We start from the raw sequence: 17,035 nt of genomic DNA on the forward strand, positions 1-17,035 counted from the left end.
GGATCAGCCGTGCAGCTTCTTGGCCAGTTCGGCGATGTGCTTGCCCTGAAACCGGGCGCCGTCCAGCTCGATCTCGCTGGGCATGCGCGAGCCGTCGCCGCCCGTGATCGTCGTCGCCCCATAGGGCGAGCCGCCGTGCACCGCGTCCAGGGTCATCTGGGCCTGGAACGAATACGGCAGACCGACCACCGGCATGCCGTGGTGCATGAAGAAGTTGTGCAGACCCTGGAAGGTGGTCTCCTGACCGCCGTGCTGGGTCGCGGTGGCGGTGAAGGCGCCGCCGATCTTGCCGATCAGGGCGCCCGTGAACCACAGGCCGCCGGCCTGGTCCAGGAAGGCGCGCATCTGCGACGCAGCCGAGCCGAAGCGGGTGCCGGCGCCGATGATGATGGCGTCATAGTCCTTCAGGTCGTCGATCTTGGCGATCGGCGCCTTCTGATCCAGCTTGTAGTGCGAAGCCTTGGCCAGCTCTTCCGGCACGGTCTCCGGCACGCGCTTGATGTCGACCACGGCGCCTTCGACCTGACGCGCGCCTTCGGCGACGGCTTCGGCCATGATTTCCAGATGGCCGTAGGTCGAGTGGTAGAGGACGAGAATCTTGGGCAAGGGAGGACTCCGTTGAATGTCACGGCCGTCATTCGCAACAACGACCGTTGCTAACTTGACGTCTCGCTTGACGCCATGCAAGCCCCCTCTCGGCTTTCGCGATGGTTTCGGTCAAAAACTGAAATGAAAACCGGAGGTTCGTCCAACCGGCTCAGGGCGCGAACGAAGGATCCCAGGGCCGCACATATTCCCAGTGCCAGGGTTCATAGACATAGGGAACGAAGCCGAACCGCCCGGCGTTGGCGGCCAGCCAGCGATAGGTCGCCCCGCGCGCCATATATTCGCGACTGGCCGCCGCCGTCGAGTCGACGCCCCGGCCCGGCGCCTGGCCGACGTACAGATCGACCGCCGCGCCCGTCCGGTGGGGCGAACAGACGGCGCGGCGCAGGCCGTCGCAATTGCCCTGCTGGGCGCAGCGGGCGGCGTCCGCCTCGGGGTCCCGGAAGCCTGAGAAGATCTGCAGCAGTTCGGGATCGGCGGCGATCTCGGGAACCTCTGCCCGTGCGGCGGCGACCATCCGGCGATAGGCGTCCAGCACGTCACGCCGCAACAGCCGGGTCAGCCGGTCGGCGTGCTCTTCTGACGCGACCAGATAGCCCAGTTGGTTGATCGGCGGCGGATCAGGGCATTCGCCACGGATCCGCGCCATCACGAAAGGCCGCCGCTCCTGCCACAGCCCGCGCAACACCTGGAAGGTCCCGGCGTCGAACAGGCCTGTCGGCGCCAGGCCGTGGGTCTGCTGGAATCCCGCCAGTTGTGAGGCGAAGACCGGCGTACCGGGGCCGCACTGGGTGTGCAGCTCCTGCTGGATCAGGGGCGCATAGGCCATCCACCCAAATTCGGTCGCCCCGAACGGCGCCCACTCCAGTCCATAGGCCGAGGCCGCATTGGCCAGGGCCTCCTCGCCCCAGACGTCGGCGTTGGTATGGCAGGGCCCCGCCGCGCGCGCTGCGCCGGCGAAGGCCAGGACCAGCCAGACAGTCAGGAACGCGAGACAGCTTCGCCACATGCCCCCAGCAAGCCTCAAGCGGCCCTCAGGAGCAAGCGCGCAGACGGCCGTCCGCCCGAATCCGACTCCGCTCCCGCGTCCAAACCTGCAATCCTGCGTCGGCCCGACTCATCCGGGCTGTCCCGGACCCGTCGCATGACCGCCGCCGCCGCGCCCCGTCGCTCCAACGCCGTGCTCGCCGCCTTCTCCGGCCCCTGCCTGCCGCTGGCGGCCTTCGGCGTGGCCCTGCCCGTCACCCTGCCGGAATTCTACGCCACCTATGTGGGACTGGAGCTGGGGGTGGTCGCGACCGTCTTCATGGCCGTGCGGCTGATCGACATCGTCTTCGACCCCTTCCTCGGCTGGGGCATGGACAAGACCCGGACCCGTTTCGGTCGCTACCGCCCCTGGATGGCCCTGGCCACCCCCATGCTGATGCTGGCGGCCCTGATGATGTTCGTCCTGGTCCAGCCGGGCGCCCCGGCGGTCTATCTGTTCGGCTGGCTGCTGTTCCTCTACCTGGGCTTCTCCATCGGCACCCTGGGCCAGCTGGGCTGGGCCGCCGTCCTTGCGCCCCAGTATGACCAGCGCAGCCGCGTCTACGGCTGGTGGCAGGTGTTCAACATCATCGGGGTGGTGCTGATCCTGGTTCTCCCGACCGTGGTGGTCCAGACCGGCATCGGGACCTATGCCGACGGGGTGCGGATCATGGGCTGGGGCATCATCATCGCCCTGCCCGTCACCATCGGCCTGGCCATGGTCGCCGTGCCCGAGCCCGTCACCGCCGGAGACCAACCGCACGGCAGCCTCGGCGCCTATCTGGCCCTGCTGAAGACGCCCGTGGTGCGCAAGCTGCTGATCGCCGATCTGCTGCTGGGCGTGGCGCCGGGCATCACCGGTTCGCTGCTGTTCTTCTTCTTCGGCCAGATCCGCGGCTACGACCACACCGAGGCCGGGCTCTTCATGCTGTTCTATTTCGTCGCCGGCCTGTGCGGCGCTCCCTTCTGGGCCTGGCTGGCGACCCGTGTCGGCAAGGACCGGGGCCTGGCGATCGCCAGCCTCGTCTCGGCCGTCCTCTATATCGGCGCCACCCTGGTCCCCGGCGGCAATTTCGCCCTGACCGCCGTGGTCATGTTCATCGCCGGCCTGCCCTACGCCGCCGGCCTGTTCCTGACCCGCGCCATGATGGCCGACGCCGGCGACCAGGAGCGGTTCGAGACGGGCGTCGACCGCACCGGCCTGATGCTGTCCATCCTCTCGGCCACCACCAAGATCGGCCATGTGGTCGCCCTGGTCCCCTATCTGATCCTCCAGTGGGTCGGCTTCCGCGCCGTGCCTGGGCCGGAGGGCAACAGCGACGCCTCCCTGCTGACGCTTCAGATCCTGTTCATCGCCGTCCCCGGCCTGCTTCTGGCCCTGACCGCCTGGGTGCTGAAGAACTATCCGCTGACCGCCGCGCGCCATAACGAGATCCGCAAGGCCCTGGACGCGCGCGACGCGGAGGCGCAGGCATGAGGCCCATCGACCGGCTTCTGTCCATCATGGAGCGGCTGCGCGACCCGGACGGCGGCTGCCCCTGGGACGTGGAGCAGACCTTCGCCACCATCGCCCCCTATACGATCGAGGAGGCCTATGAGGTCGCCGACGCCATCGAGCGCAACGATCTGGTCGAACTGAAGGGCGAACTGGGCGACCTCTTGTTCCAGGTCGTCTTCCACGCCCGCATGGCCGAGGAGCAGGGCCTGTTCGCCTTCGACGACGTGGTCACCGCCATCGCCGACAAGCTGGAACGCCGCCACCCCCACGTCTTCGGAGACGAGGCCCAGCGCACCTCGAAGGAACAGACCGTCGCCTGGGAGGTCATCAAGGCCGCTGAACGCAAGGATCGCAAGAAGCCCGGCGTCCTCGACGACGTCGCCGTCGGCCTGCCCGCCCTGACCCGCGCCGCCAAACTGACCAAGCGCGCCGGCCGCGTCGGCTTCGACTGGCCCTCGACCGACGAGGTGTTCGACAAGCTGGCGGAAGAGGTCGAGGAGCTGCGCGTCGAGATCGCCGCCGGCGACCAGGCCAAGGCGCGCGAGGAGCTGGGCGACCTGCTGTTCGTCGTCGCCAACCTGGCCCGCAAGCTGGACGTCGAGCCCGAGGATGCGCTCCGCGCCGCCAACGCCAAGTTCGTGCGCCGCTTCGGCTTCATCGAGGCCGAACTGGCCAGGGACGGCCGCACCCCCGACCAATCGACGCTGGAGGAGATGGACCGCCTCTGGGACGCCGCAAAGGCGGCCGAAAAGGCCGGCCCGTCCTCCTGAGCCGCCGCATGCCCTACGACCTGATCATCTTCGACTATGACGGCGTGGTCGCCGACAGCGAGGTGCTGAACAGCACCGTCATGGCCGAACAGCTGACCGCCATCGGCCTGCCCACCAGTCTGGACCAGGTGCTGGCGACCTATACGGGCCGGCGCTGGCGCGACAACCGGCCGGTGGTCGAGGCGGCCCTGGGCCGGCCCTGCCCCGAGGATTTCCACACCACCTGGTTCGCTGCCTGCCGGGCCCGCGCCCCGCTCCACTTGAAGCCCGTGCCCGGCCTGATCGACTTCGTCGCCGCCCGGTCCGAGGCCCGCTGCATCGCCTCGTCCAGCGGCCCTGACTGGATCGGCGTCGGCCTGGACCTGTTCGGCCTGACCGATCATTTCGACGGCGCCGTCTTCACCGGCCTGGTGGTCGAGCGCGGCAAGCCCCACCCCGACATCTTCCTGCACGCCGCCGAAAGCATGGGGGTCGATCCGGCGCGCGTCCTGGTCATCGAGGACAGCGAGGCGGGCGTGACCGCAGGCGTCGCCGCGGGCATGACGGTGGTGGGGCTGACCGCCGGGGGCCATGTCCGCGACGGCCACGCCGAACGCCTGGCCGCCCGCGGCGCACACCACATCGCCGACAGCTATGCGGCGGTCGCGGCCTTCATGGACCGCTGAAGGTCAGAGGTAGCGCAGTTCCTGCAGATCGACCTCGCGGATCATCTTGCGCGCCGTCACCTCGTCCAGTCGGCGGGACCGCGCCATCCGGCCGAGTTCTTCCCGCTCCGCCGCGAGCGCCGCCAGCCAGAGCTTGCGCTCCACCTGATCGATCTTGCGCGCCACGGCCGCGTCGTCCTCTTCCGTGCGGGTATGGGTCTCGATGCGCTGGCGATAGATTTCCATGATCCGACTGGCGACGTCGGAATAGAGGTCGGGATTGGCCTTGCCCTCGGCCATGGCGTGGGACGCATCCTCCAGGGCGCGCAGGGCGGCCGAGGCTGCGGCGACGCGCCCCCTGTCCTCTTCCCGCTCCTGTGACGGTTCGGGCGGCAGCTCCACCCCCTTCATCAGACGCGGCAGGGCGAAGGTGGCGAGCAGCAGGGAGACGATGATCACCCCCGCCGCCAGGAAGATCGCCAGATTGCGCGACGGCATGGGCGAGCCGTCCGCGAGGAAGAAGGGCACGGTCAGAATGCCCGCCAGGGTGATGGCGCCCCGCACCCCCGCCAGAGACATGACCAGGGTCAGCCGCAGTCCGACCTTGGGCGGCGGCCCGCGATGGCGGCGTCGGAACAGGGTCAGCCTCAGCGACGTCCACACCCAGACGAAACGCAAGGCCGCCAGGGCCGCGACAATGGCGAAGACATAGACCGCCAGCCACCAGACCTCGGGCCGGCTGGTGCCCCGCACCACCTCGGCCGCGCGCGCCATTATGGACGGCATCTGCTGGCCCAGGATCACGAAGATGATGCCGTTGGCGACGAACTGGACCGTGTCCCACACCACGCCGCGCCGGATGCGCGTCATGGCCAGGGATTGGCCGCCTATGCCGCCGCCCCGCTCGGTGAAGCTCATGGTCACGCCCGCCGCCACGGCGGCCAATATGCCCGACGCCCTCAGCTCTTCGGCGACCAGATAGGCGGCGAAGGGGATCAGCAGACTGACCAGAATCTGCGCCCCCACATCCTCGCCCCAGCGCCGGCTGACGACCCCCTTGACGTAGCTGATGGCGATGGTGACCAGCACGCCCGTCGCCACACCGACCACAGACAGCCAGGCGAAGGTCGCCACCGCCCCGCCCAGGGAAAAGGCGCCGGTGGTCGCCGCCACGACCGCGATCCGCATGCAGGTCAGGCCCGTGGCGTCGTTCAGCAGCGATTCGCCTTCCAGAATGTGCATCAGCCGCTTGGGTATCGGGGCCCGCGCGGCGATGGCCTGGACGGCGATGGGATCGGTCGGAGACAGGATGGCCGCCAGGGCGAAGGCCACCGGCAAGGGCATCTCGGGGATCATAAACCAGATCATGAAGCCCAGGCCGATGACGGTGAACAGCACCAGCCCCAGCGCCAGCTCCAGGATCACCGCCCGGTCACGAAACAGGGCCTCCTTGGGGATGCGCCATCCGTCCAGAAACAGCAGGGGCGGCAGGAACAGCAGAAAGAAGATGTCCGGCTTCAGATCGACCGTCGTCCCGGTCGCCAGGACGATGACGGCCCCCAGACCGATCTGCACCAGCGGCAGGGCGATACGGGTGATCCGCGCGACCGATCCCGACACCACAACGGCCAGAAGCAGCAGCAGGACGGTCTCGATCAGATGCATGGTTCAGTCGGTCAGGTCGGGATACAGGCGCTCGAACCGCCCCAGGGCGGCAGGGTGAAGCCTCACTGTGACATGGGTGCGGCCATCCTCGTCCGCGTCCCGCCTCGTCACCCGGCCATGTTCATAAAGCCAGGCCAACGCCTCGCCCTGTTCGGGCGACAGGGTCAGCCGCGTCTCCGGATCGTCGTCGATCAGGCCGGCGATGGTCTGGCGCAGGCGTTCGATCCCCTCGCCCGTCCAGGCCGAGACGGCGACCGCCTCACCGTCCTTGGCCAGACGTTCGGCCTGACCAAGAATGGTCTCGCGGGCCTCCTCGTCCAGCAGGTCGATCTTGTTCCAGACCTCCAGCACCCGGCGGGTCTTGCCCTCGGGGGTCTCGATCTGTTTCAGCACGGCCTCGACGTCCTTGGCCTGGGCGTCGCTGTCGGTCGAGGCGATGTCGCGGACGTGCAGGATCAGATCGGCCTCGCCGACCTCTTCCAAGGTGGCGCGGAAGCTTTCGACCAGTTCGTGCGGCAGGTCGGAGATGAAGCCGACCGTATCGGCCACAATGGCCGGGCGGCCCTGCGGCAGGCGGATGGTGCGCTGGGTCGTGTCCAGGGTGGCGAACAACAGATCCTTGGCGAAGACCTCCGATCCCGTAAGCCGGTTGAACAGGGTCGACTTGCCGGCGTTGGTGTAGCCGACCAGGGCGATGGTCGGGAACGGAACCTTCTGGCGCTGTTTGCGGTGCAGGCCGCGCGTGCGGCGCACCTCCTCCAGCTCGGCCTTCAGCCGCACGATCCGGTCGGCGATCAGACGCCGGTCCAGCTCGATCTGGGTTTCGCCGGGACCGCCGGTCGAGCCGGTGCCGCCGCGCTGGCGCTCCAGGTGGGTCCAGGTCCGCACCAGACGCGACCGTTCATAGTCGAGCCGCGCCAGTTCGACTTGCAGCCGACCTTCCTTGGTCCGCGCGCGGCGTCCGAAGATTTCCAGGATCAGGCCGGTGCGGTCGATGACCTTCACCTCCCAGGCCTTCTCCAGATTGCGCTGCTGAACGGGCGTCAGGGCGTCGTCGATGACGGCCACATCGGCCTCGGCCGCGCGCATCAGGGCGGCCAGTTCGTCCACCTTGCCCGATCCGAACAGGGTCGCCGGCGCGACCTTGCGCACGCGCACGATCTCTTCGCCCCGGATGTCGAGGTCCAGGGCGCGGGCCAGGCCGGACGCTTCTTCGAGGCGTTCTTCGGCCAGGCGCGGCGACTCCGACCGTCCGTCGGGGTGGATGACGACCGCCCGCTGAACCGGGGCGGCGTGATCAATCAGTTTTTGGGTCAATCAATCGTCTTCGGCGTCGGGCTCGTACAGCTGCACGGGCGCGGACGGCATGATGGTGGAGATGGCGTGCTTGTACACCAGCTGGGACTGGCCATCGCGGCGCAGCAGCACACAGAAGTTGTCGAACCAGGTCACGATGCCCTGCAACTTGACCCCATTGACCAGGAAGATGGTCAGCGGCGTCTTGGTCTTGCGGACCGAGTTGAGGAAGGTGTCCTGAAGGTTCTGGCGTTTGTCTTGCGACATGGCAGGTTTTTCCTGTTCTTGGTTGTTCGTCGCCATAGGAGCGGCGTCGGGGCCGAACGGGCCAGCGAAGACCTTAGACGGCGCCTCCCCGATCCGGCAACGCCCTAAATGGCCTCTCGACGCGCGCGTTCAAGATAGAGCTGACGGAGCTTCAACGTAATCGGGCCCGGCTTGCCGTCCCCGATCTTGGTTCCGTCGATCGAAATCGCCGGGGTCACGAAAGCGCCGGCGGCCGTGAAGAAGGCTTCGCGCGCGCGCTTGACGTCCTCGACGCTGAAGGGGCGCTCGTCCAGTTCGAGGCCCTGTTCCTCGATCAGGGTCATCAGGGTGGTGCGCGTGCAGCCCTTCAGGATGTTGGCCTGGGTGTCGCGGGTCCGCAGCTTGCCGTGCTCATCCACGATCCAGGCGTTGGTCGAGGAGCCTTCGGTCACCAGGCCCATGTCGTCGACGAACCAGGCCTCATAGGCCCCGGCCTCCCGCGCCGCCTGTTTGGCCAGGATGTTCGGCAGCAGACCCACCGTCTTGATGTCGCATCTTCCCCACCGGATGTCGGGCTGGGTCAGGACGGCGACGCCCTTTTTCGCCTGAGCTTCTCCTCGTGCGGGCGAGATGGACTTGGCGGTGACGATGACGCTGGGCGGCGTCCCCGGCGCGGGAAAGGGATGGTCGCGCCGCGCCGTGCCGCGCGTGACCTGCAGATAGACTATGCCGTTCTTCACCCGGTTGCGCCGGATCGTCTCGCGCAGCACCCGCGTCAGGGCGGCGACCGACATGGGAATGTCGATGCGCAGTTCATTGAGGCTGCGATGCAGCCGCGTCATATGGCCGTCGAAATCCGCCAGCCGACCGTCGAACACGGACCAGACCTCATAGACCCCGTCGGCGAACTGAAAGCCCCGATCCTCCACATGGACCACGGCTTCGCCGTGCGGCTGATAGGTTCCATTCACATAGGCGACGCGGGACATCAGTCGGCCTCGTCCTCATCTCCGCCTCGCGCCGGAGAGACACCCAGCGACTTCAGCTTTCTATGCAGAGCCGACCGCTCCATGCCGATGAAGGCGGCGGTGCGGGAGATGTTGCCGCCGAAGCGCATGATCTGGGCGGCCAGATACTCGCGTTCGAACACCTCGCGCGCCTCGCGCAGCGGCAGGGCGATGGTGCGCTCCGCCCCCAGGCTGGAGGACGGGCTGTTCGAGGTGGCGACCTCCTGCGGCAGCATGTCGGCGGTGATCGGCTCGTTCGGATCGCCTGTCGCCAGGATCAGCAGCCGTTCGATATTGTTGCGCAGCTGGCGGATGTTGCCCGGCCAGGGATGGACCTGCAGCACCGCCACCGCGTCCTCCCCGACCACACGCCGAGGCAGGCCCTGCGAAGCGCTGATGGTTTCGACGAAATAATCGACCAGTTCGGCGATGTCTTCGCGCCGCTCCGACAGGGCCGGCACCCGGATCGGCACGACGTTCAGGCGGTGGAACAGGTCTTCACGGAACCGGCCTTCGGCAATCTCCGTCTTCAGGTCTCGCGAAGTGGATGTGACGACGCGCACATCGACCTGCACGTCCTGTTCGCCGCCGACCCGACGAAAGCGCTGATCCACCAGAACCCGCAGGATGCGGCTCTGGCTCTCACGCGGCATGTCGCTGATCTCGTCCAGATAGAGGGTGCCGTTGTGCGCCCGCTCGAACACCCCGATCTTGCGCGGCCGGCCGTCCTGTCCCTCTTCCCCGAACAGTTCGACATCCAATCGCTCGGGCGTCATTCCGGCGGCCGAGATGGCGACGAACTCGGCGCGCGCGCGCGGACTGGCTTCGTGGATCTGACGCGCCACAAGCTCCTTGCCCGACCCGGCCGGACCGGAAATCAGCACCCGGCTGTTGGCCTGGGCCACCTTGGCGATGGTGCTGCGCAGGGCCTGGGCCGCCTGGGAGCGGCCGATCAGGCCGGACGGCGTCATCGTCTGCGCGCGCAGACGGCGATTCTCGCGTCTCAGCGTCGCTGCTTCGATCGCCCGCTCGACCACCACCACCAGCCGATCCGACTTGAACGGCTTTTCGATGAAGTCATAGGCGCCGCGCTTCAGCGCGGTCACCGCCGTCTCGATATTGCCGTGGCCCGAGATCATCACCACCGGAAGGTCGGGGTCGATCTCCTTGACCACCTCCAGCAGTTCTAGCCCGTCCAGACCGCCGCCCTGCATCCAGATGTCGAGAATGGCCAGCGACGGCTTCCGTGCGCGGATCGCCGCGAGGGCCTCGTCGGAGTTGGCGGCCACGCGCACGGCGTGCCCTTCATCCTCGAGCAGGCCCGAAACCAGATCGCGGATGTCCGCCTCGTCGTCGACGACCAGAATGTCGGAACCGGTAGGTCGCATCTTGCCTCGCTTATTCGGCGGCGACGCTCTGGAGCTTGCGCTCCGTCGCATCGCCGGTCTTGCCGTGGGGTTTCAGGGGGAAGATCAGGCACACGCGCGCGCCGCGCAGGGTCTCGGCGTCCGCCAGCTTCAGCTCGCCGCCGTGGTCCTCGCAGATGCGTTTGACGATGGCTAGGCCCAGGCCCGTGCCCTTTTCGCGCGTGGTGACATAGGGTTCAATCAGGCGATCGCGGTCCTTGGCGGGAAGGCCGACGCCGTCGTCCTCCACCACAAAGACGGCCGTCTCGTTCTCGATGATCAGGGAGGCGATGATGGCCGCCGCCTCGGATCCGGGCGCTGCGCCTTCGGCGGCACGCCGCGCCGCCACGGATTCGCCCGCGTTCTTCAGAATGTTGACCAGCGCCTGTCCCACCATCCGGGCGTCGCAGCGCAGGCTCGTCTTGGGCAGGGGTTCGATCAGGTCCACGCCGATGTCCGCCGCCGCCACCCGCTGGGCGAACACCGCCTCTCGCAGCATTTCGGCGGGGTTGGCCGCACCGAAACGCGGCGCGGGCATGCGGGCGAAGGACGAGAATTCGTCCACCATCCGGCCGATGTCCCCGACCTGGCGGATGATCGTGTCGGTGCAGCGGTCAAAGATCTCCACCTCGTCCACCTTGTCCCTGTATTTCCGCCTAAGCCTTTCAGCCGACAGTTGGATCGGGGTCAGGGGATTCTTGATCTCATGGGCGATACGCCGCGCCACGTCGCGCCAGGCGGCGTTGCGCTGGGCCGTGACCAGCCGGGTGATGTCGTCGAAGGTCAGCACCATCTCTCCGCCCTGACCGCCCTCGATGCGCACACGCAGGCGCAGGGTCTCGCCTTCGCGGCTCAGATCGATGTCCTCTTCGATATGGGCCTCGACCCGTCCGACCAGATCGCTGAGCTCGGGCGACAGGGTCGCCAGTTCACGGCCGAGAACCTCGGCTTCTTCGATATGCAACAGTTGCAGGGCGCTGTCGTTGATGGCCGAGATTCGTCCGCGCCGATCCAGACCGATCACCCCGGCGCTGACGCCTGACAGCACCGTCTCGATAAAGCGGCTGCGATCCTGGGCGTCTTCGCTTGCCGCCTTCAGCGCCGACTGCTGGGCCTGAAGGTCGCCCGTCATGCGGTTGAAGGCCTCCGACAGGGTGGCGATTTCACCCGGCGCCCCGTCGCTGTCCACCCGGGCGCTGAAGTCGCCGCCCGCCACCTGGCCGGCCGCCTTCACCAGCCGCCCGATCGGGGCCGAAATGCTGCTGGCCGCCGACATGCCCAGCCAGACCGCTCCAACCAGAACCAGCAGGGCGGTCTCCAGATAGCTGAGAATGAAGGCCGATTGAATTCGGGCGCGGCTCTCCTGGGCTTCGCGATAGGCCTGGATCGACTGGCTCGAGGCGTTCATTCGCGCCACCAGACCGTCCTGGAGCGGCCGCACCAGATAAAGATAGGCGTCGCCATAGGCTGGCAGGGCGATCAGGGAGCGCACGGTGTCGGGGTGCTGGGTGACGTCCGTCGGCGGCTTGCCGCCCTGGACGGCGTCTTCCAGATAGGAACGCGGCGGAGCCAGATAGGGCGGCGCCCCCGGTCCTTCGGCTCGCGCCAGCACCTCCCGATCACCGTCAAGAATATAGATCGCGGGATAGCCGAAGATGTCTCCGATCTGAGCCAAGGCGTCGTTGAACTGAATACGGTCGTCGAACAGTCCGCGTGCGCTGGTCAGTTGATCCGCGATCGTGACGAGATCCGCATCGACGGCTGTGGCGACGTCCTGGATGTAGGCGCGCCCGACCACGGCGCCGTTTTCGACCGAGGCCTGGACGTTCTGACTGAACCATTGATCGACCCCCCGCGTCACGAGCACACCGAAGACCAGGGCGATGAGAACCGCCGGAATCACCGCCACCGTCGAGAACAGGGCCACGAACCGCAGGTGCAGGCGCGAACCCGCTTCGCTGGTGCTGCGGGCTAGGACCAGGACGCGACGTCCCACGATGAAGGCCAGACCCGAAATCAGGATCAGATTGGCGATCAGGACGAACAGCACGATCTGACCGGCCGATCCTCGCGCAGCGCCGGCGCTGGCGCCCGGCGCCACCGCGACCAGCCATACCGCCGCCGCCGTGATGATGACGGCCAAGGCGTAGGCTAAACCGAAGCCCGCCCGCGCCCGCTCGGTTTCAAAACGCCCCCAGAACGACTCGTCGCCCGACGAAGGGTCGGTGCGAGAGGTCACGGCTGAGGGCGTATCCGTCATGCCACAGCAGTGTCCGCGAACTGTGGCGGCGTTTCAACAGCCGAATTGAAACAGTCAGGTAAATTTCGCCGCCACAGCCCCGCCATTTCCTGCTCGACGGCCGCGGGATCGTCCAGGCGGCAAATTCTTGCCTTGGCCTCGCGACGGTGTTGCGGATCGGCCGGCCAGGGCGCCTGTTCGATGTACCAGCCCAGATGTTTGCGGAACATCTTCAGCCCCAGCGGCAGGCCGTAGAAGTCAATCGAGGCCCTCAGATGGTCGATCACGATCGCCAGTCGCGCCTCCGGCCCCGGCTCCTGGGGCGCCGTCACGCCGCTCAGCGCCTGTTCCAAATGGGCCGCCAGCCAGGGCCGGCCGTAGACGCCTCGTCCCAGCATCAGACCGTCGGCGCCGGACCGCTCAAGGGCCGTGCGCGCGTCTTCAGGCGTGACGATGTCGCCGTTGACGATGACGGGAATGCGAACGGCCGCCTTTACGGCGCCCACGGCGTCCCAGTCCGCCCTTCCGGTATAGAACTGCTGGCGGGTTCGTCCATGGACCGTCACAGCCCTCACACCGAGCGCCTCGGCCCGCACAGCCAGATCCGCGGCGTTTCGGCTGTCGTCATCCCAGCCCAGCCGCATCTTGACCGTGACCGGACGGCCGGTGGCCCTCACCACGGCCTCCATGATGCGACAGGCCAGGTCAGGCGTCCGCATCAGGGCCGATCCGGCGGCCGAACCCGTCACCTCCTTTGCGGGACAGCCGAAGTTCAGATCGACGATGTCCGCACCGGCCTGTTCGGCCATGCGCGCCCCCTCGGCCATCTGGCCCGGATCCCGCCCGACCAACTGGATCACGGTCAGCGGCAGGCCCGCGCCCACGGCGGCGCGCCGCACCACGTCGGGCCGAGCCCGCGCCAGCTCCTTGGCCGCCACCATCTCGGTCGCCACATAGGCCGCGCCCAGTTTGGAGGCTAGGATGCGGAACGGCAGATCGGTGACGCCGGTCATCGGCGCCATCAGCACGCGGCCGGGCACGGTGACGTCGCCGATGGTCAAGGACTTGGACATTCCCGCCTTTCGCCGCATTGCGCGCCCTTTCGTCAAGCGCGACAGCGGCGGATTGACGGTTTCCCCGCTGAACGTCGCGCTCTAGAAGACGTCATGATCTTCTCAGCCATCATTGTCGCGGCCGGTTCCGGAACGCGGGCCGGCGGCGAAAAACAGTGGCGGACCCTGGGCGGAAAGCCGGTTCTGCGCTGGTCCGCCCAAGCGCTTCTGGACGCCGGCGCCCAGGAGCTGGTCGTGGTCGTAGCCTCCGACGCTCGGGATCGCGCCGCCGAGGTGCTGGACGGGCTGACGGGGTGGCGCGCCGTGGTCGGCGGGACGACGCGGGCGGAGTCCGTTCGCGCAGGACTGGCGGCCCTCACCTGTCCCGACGACCAGCCCGTGCTGGTCCACGACGCCGCCCGGCCGCTGTTGGACGCCCCCGTCATCGCCCGCGTCGTCGCCGCCCTGGATCAGGCCGACGGCGCCCTGCCCGTCCTGGCCGTCGCCGACAGCCTGCGCCGGGGATCGGACGGGCTGATGGCCGAGGCGGTGGACCGCGAGGACCTCTGGCGGGCCCAGACCCCTCAGGCGTTCCGCCGTGGACTCCTGGAATCGGCCTATGCCGCCTGGAACCCGGCCGAGACCCCGACCGACGAGGCCGTGGTGGTGCGCCGTCACGGCGGCCGGATCGCCCTGGTCGCCGGCGACGCCCGGCTGATGAAACTCACCTATCCCGAGGATTTCGCCATGGCCGAGGCCCTGCTGTCGCAAGAGACCCGCTACCAGACCCGCATGGGCACGGGCTTCGACGTCCATCGTTGGGGCCCCGGAGAATCAGTCTGGCTGTGCGGGATCGAGATTCCCCATGACCAGACCCTGATCGGTCATTCGGACGCCGACGCGGGGCTGCACGCCTTGACCGACGCCCTGCTGGGAGCCATCGCCGCCGGCGACATCGGCGATCATTTCCCCCCCACCGACCCGAAGTGGAAGGGCGCCGCCTCCGACCAGTTTCTAATCCACGCCGCCGAACTGGTGGCGGCGCGCGGCGGCCGCATCGTCAATGTTGACGTGACCCTGATCTGCGAACGTCCGAAGGTGAAGCCGCACCGTCAGGCCATGCGCGAACGGATCGCCGATCTGCTGGCCTTGCCGCTGGACTGCGTCAGCGTGAAGGCCACCACATCCGAAGGGTTGGGCTTCACCGGCCGAGGCGAAGGCCTGGCCGCCCAGGCGGCGGCGACGGTGGAGATGCCGGTCTCGGCCTGATCCGGCGCCTTCAGCGCGCGGCCAGCCGCATCTGCCGCACCAGGGCTCCGAACAGGTTCACGTAGTCGTCCGTCCACGGCCGCACCTCCGTGGGCGACAGCCTGCGCCAGCGCGGATCTTCGCGATAGGGCGCCAGGGCCGCTTCGCTCTTGCCGATCACCAGGGCCTCGGTCGAGGATTCCACCATCAGCGGCGCATCCGGCCGTTCCCGATAAATTTGGTGCAGAGCCGGCGCCCCCAGGGCCGCGGCCGCCGCCTCGGCCGGCAGGGTGATGTCCAGATTGCGGTTGGACAGGTGCAGCACCACCACCCCGTCCGGCTTCAAAAGCCGCAGATAGCCGGCGATGGCCTCCTGGGTCAGCAGATGGGTCGGTACGGCGTCGGAGCTGAAGGCGTCGATGATCAGCAGGTCATAGGAACCGGCGGCCTCCCGCGCCATGGTCAGTCGGGCGTCGCCCAGCACCGTCCGGATCGGTCCTTCGGCGCAACCATTGATGAAGCTGAACCAGCGCGGATCGCGCGACAGCCTATCCACCATCGGGTCGATCTCGAAAAAGCTCATCTGGTCCTGGCGGCGCTTATAGGCCGCCATGGCCCCCGAGCCCTGGCCCACGACCCCGATCCGGGCGCCGTCCGGCCGGTGCGCCTGGGCCATCAGGGCCGCCTGCCCCAGAGGCGTCGCCGTGGCGTAATAGAGGGTTGGCGAGCAACGGTGCGGCTCAGACTGCGCCTGGGCGCCGTGCAGGGTGGTGCCGTGCATCAGCACATGAACCGGTCCGCCCAGACCCGCGACGTTGGTATCGGCCACACGCATGACCCCGAAGAAGCTGCGCTCCGTCAGGGCCCAGTCATAGCCCCGCGCGACCTGATAGCCGGACCAGACCATGGCTCCCAGAACGACGGTGAACATGATCGCCCGGTCCCTCAGCAGAAAGGCGAACAGGGCGGCGACGCCGATCACCGCCTGGGCGATCCGCACCAGTTCGGCGTCCGGGACGACCGCGCGAATGTCGGGGGCGTAGCGCACCAGGGCCAGGCCCAGCGGTCCCGCCAGGGCGACCAGGACCCCGATCACACAGGCGATGATCTCCCATCGCCGCACCTCGCCTTCGCCCCATGGCCGCAAAAGGCCGACGGCGACCAGCGCCAGCGGATATTCCCACACCATGTCGAAGATCAGGGGCGCGATCAGGGCGTTGAAGACGCCGCCCAAGACGCCGCCCAGCGACAGCAGCAGATAGAACTCCGTCAGCCGGCCCGGCGCAGGACGCCGCTCGGCCATCCGCTGATGGCACATCAGGGCGCAGAAGAAGAAGGCTGTCAGATTGACGACGAAGACGAACAGCCACTCCGTGGTCCGAAAGGCGACCAGGGCGCAGCCGGCCGCCAGCACCCCCGCCTGGATCGCCAGCGTCAGGGGGAGCGGCAGGACCGGTCGGTTCTGAAAGGCGATGACGAAGGTGAGCAGATAGAGGGCCAGAGGAATGACCCAGAGAAAGGGCGCAGAGGCCACGTCGGTCGACAGATGCGCCGTCACGCCCAGCATCAGGCTCGACGGAACGGCCGCCAGCAGGATCAGCAACCCCTTCTCGCGCCAGGCGATCAGCGGCCCCGCCTCCGGGGGCGCGGGCTCTGCCGCCGCACCCGTTCGGACCCCGCGGCCGGACCAGGCCAGGGCGCCCAGGCCGGCGACCATCACCAGGAACAGACCATAGCCCAGGCTCCAGCCCAGGCGCTGGAGCGAAAGACTGGCCAGGGGTTCGATCAGGACCGGATAGGCCAGCAGGGCCAGAAAACTGCCCAGGTTCGAAGCGGCATAGAGGACATAGGGGTTCTTCGCCTCCGCCTGGCCCGCCCGCGCCCGCGCATACCAGGCTTGAAGCAGGGGCGCGGTGGCCGAAAGAATGGCGAAGGGGGCCCCGATCGAGAGGGTCAGGGTCGCCAGAAGCCAGGCCGTGGGCGCGTTTGGATCGGGATCGCCCAGGACGCCGCTGATCCGCAGGGGCAAAGACAGGCCTGCGGCCAGCAGAAGCGCCAGATGAACCAGCACCTGAAGCCGCATCGACCCGATGCGCTGCAGGGCGTGGGCGTAGCCGTAGCCGGCCAGCAGCGCGGTCTGGAAGAAGACCATGGCGGCGTTCCACACCGACGGCGATCCGCCCAGGCTGGGCAGGATCAGCTTGGTCGCCATCGGCTGAACGACGAAGACCAGACAGGCCGAGGTGAAGACGGCCAGCGCGAACAGGAGAGGCGTCAGCCGCCCAGGGTTCGGGCGCGCCGCGCTTTCGGCTTGAACCACATCGGTCATGGT

Annotated in this window: 14 protein-coding genes; 4 read left to right on the forward strand and 10 right to left on the reverse strand. The window is 68.0% G+C overall.

What is annotated here, in order from left to right; translation table 11 throughout:
• Positions 1-3: 3 nt before the first annotated feature.
• On the reverse strand, positions 4-606 hold the full coding sequence (gene wrbA, locus AC1RKE_RS00210; protein ID WP_054765900.1) for an NAD(P)H:quinone oxidoreductase: 603 nt from the start codon (positions 604-606) through the stop codon (positions 4-6).
• A 151-nt stretch (positions 607-757) separates the two neighbouring features.
• Positions 758-1,615: a D-alanyl-D-alanine carboxypeptidase family protein gene (locus AC1RKE_RS00215; RefSeq protein ID WP_348684138.1), complete on the reverse strand. Its 858-nt coding sequence runs from the start codon at positions 1,613-1,615 to the stop codon at positions 758-760.
• Between the two features lie 135 nt (positions 1,616-1,750).
• Between AC1RKE_RS00215 and AC1RKE_RS00220 the strand changes: the two genes are divergently transcribed.
• From AC1RKE_RS00220 to AC1RKE_RS00230, 3 genes are read left to right on the forward strand one after another with little or no spacing between them, the layout of a single operon-like run.
• A complete protein-coding gene (locus tag AC1RKE_RS00220; protein ID WP_182713076.1) occupies positions 1,751-3,109 on the forward strand; it encodes an MFS transporter in 1,359 nt (452 codons plus the stop codon).
• The gene (gene mazG / locus AC1RKE_RS00225; RefSeq protein ID WP_348684035.1) at positions 3,106-3,900 is read left to right on the forward strand and encodes a nucleoside triphosphate pyrophosphohydrolase; all 795 of its coding nucleotides are present in this window, start codon (positions 3,106-3,108) and stop codon (positions 3,898-3,900) included. The genes AC1RKE_RS00220 and mazG overlap by 4 nt, the downstream gene beginning before the upstream one ends.
• Positions 3,901-3,908: 8 nt before the next feature.
• Positions 3,909-4,565 carry an HAD family hydrolase gene (locus AC1RKE_RS00230; protein ID WP_182713078.1) on the forward strand — a complete coding sequence of 219 codons (657 nt, stop codon included), beginning with the start codon at positions 3,909-3,911 and terminating at the stop codon, positions 4,563-4,565.
• 3 nt (positions 4,566-4,568) lie between these two features.
• Here the strand turns inward: AC1RKE_RS00230 and AC1RKE_RS00235 are convergent, their stop codons facing one another.
• The 7 genes from AC1RKE_RS00235 to dusB form a co-directional block, all read right to left on the reverse strand.
• Positions 4,569-6,209 carry a Na+/H+ antiporter gene (locus tag AC1RKE_RS00235; protein ID WP_182713079.1) on the reverse strand — a complete coding sequence of 547 codons (1,641 nt, stop codon included), beginning with the start codon at positions 6,207-6,209 and terminating at the stop codon, positions 4,569-4,571.
• Positions 6,210-6,212: 3 nt separating this feature from the next.
• The gene (gene hflX / locus AC1RKE_RS00240) at positions 6,213-7,526 is read right to left on the reverse strand and encodes a GTPase HflX (protein WP_348684032.1); all 1,314 of its coding nucleotides are present in this window, start codon (positions 7,524-7,526) and stop codon (positions 6,213-6,215) included.
• Positions 7,527-7,772: an RNA chaperone Hfq gene (hfq, locus tag AC1RKE_RS00245; RefSeq protein WP_054766962.1), complete on the reverse strand. Its 246-nt coding sequence runs from the start codon at positions 7,770-7,772 to the stop codon at positions 7,527-7,529.
• Positions 7,773-7,876: 104 nt separating this feature from the next.
• Entirely contained in the window at positions 7,877-8,740 is an 864-nt protein-coding gene (locus tag AC1RKE_RS00250) for a D-amino-acid transaminase (RefSeq protein WP_348684031.1), read from the reverse strand.
• On the reverse strand, positions 8,740-10,146 hold the full coding sequence (gene ntrX, locus AC1RKE_RS00255) for a nitrogen assimilation response regulator NtrX (RefSeq protein ID WP_182713081.1): 1,407 nt from the start codon (positions 10,144-10,146) through the stop codon (positions 8,740-8,742). The genes AC1RKE_RS00250 and ntrX overlap by 1 nt, the downstream gene beginning before the upstream one ends.
• Positions 10,147-10,156: 10 nt before the next feature.
• Entirely contained in the window at positions 10,157-12,424 is a 2,268-nt protein-coding gene (locus AC1RKE_RS00260; protein ID WP_395941982.1) for a sensor histidine kinase NtrY-like, read from the reverse strand.
• The gene (gene dusB, locus AC1RKE_RS00265; protein WP_333896853.1) at positions 12,421-13,476 is read right to left on the reverse strand and encodes a tRNA dihydrouridine synthase DusB; all 1,056 of its coding nucleotides are present in this window, start codon (positions 13,474-13,476) and stop codon (positions 12,421-12,423) included. The genes AC1RKE_RS00260 and dusB overlap by 4 nt, the downstream gene beginning before the upstream one ends.
• 93 nt (positions 13,477-13,569) lie before the next feature.
• Here dusB and AC1RKE_RS00270 point away from each other — a divergent pair, with 93 nt between their 5' ends.
• Positions 13,570-14,724 carry a bifunctional 2-C-methyl-D-erythritol 4-phosphate cytidylyltransferase/2-C-methyl-D-erythritol 2,4-cyclodiphosphate synthase gene (locus AC1RKE_RS00270; RefSeq protein ID WP_348684089.1) on the forward strand — a complete coding sequence of 385 codons (1,155 nt, stop codon included), beginning with the start codon at positions 13,570-13,572 and terminating at the stop codon, positions 14,722-14,724.
• A gap of 10 nt (positions 14,725-14,734) precedes the next feature.
• Here AC1RKE_RS00270 and AC1RKE_RS00275 read toward each other — a convergent pair whose 3' ends face one another.
• Positions 14,735-17,032 carry a spermidine synthase gene (locus AC1RKE_RS00275; protein ID WP_348684088.1) on the reverse strand — a complete coding sequence of 766 codons (2,298 nt, stop codon included), beginning with the start codon at positions 17,030-17,032 and terminating at the stop codon, positions 14,735-14,737.
• Between the last annotated feature and the right edge of the window lie 3 nt (positions 17,033-17,035).

It is taken from the genome of Brevundimonas sp. GW822-FHT03E11 (genome assembly GCF_058801445.1).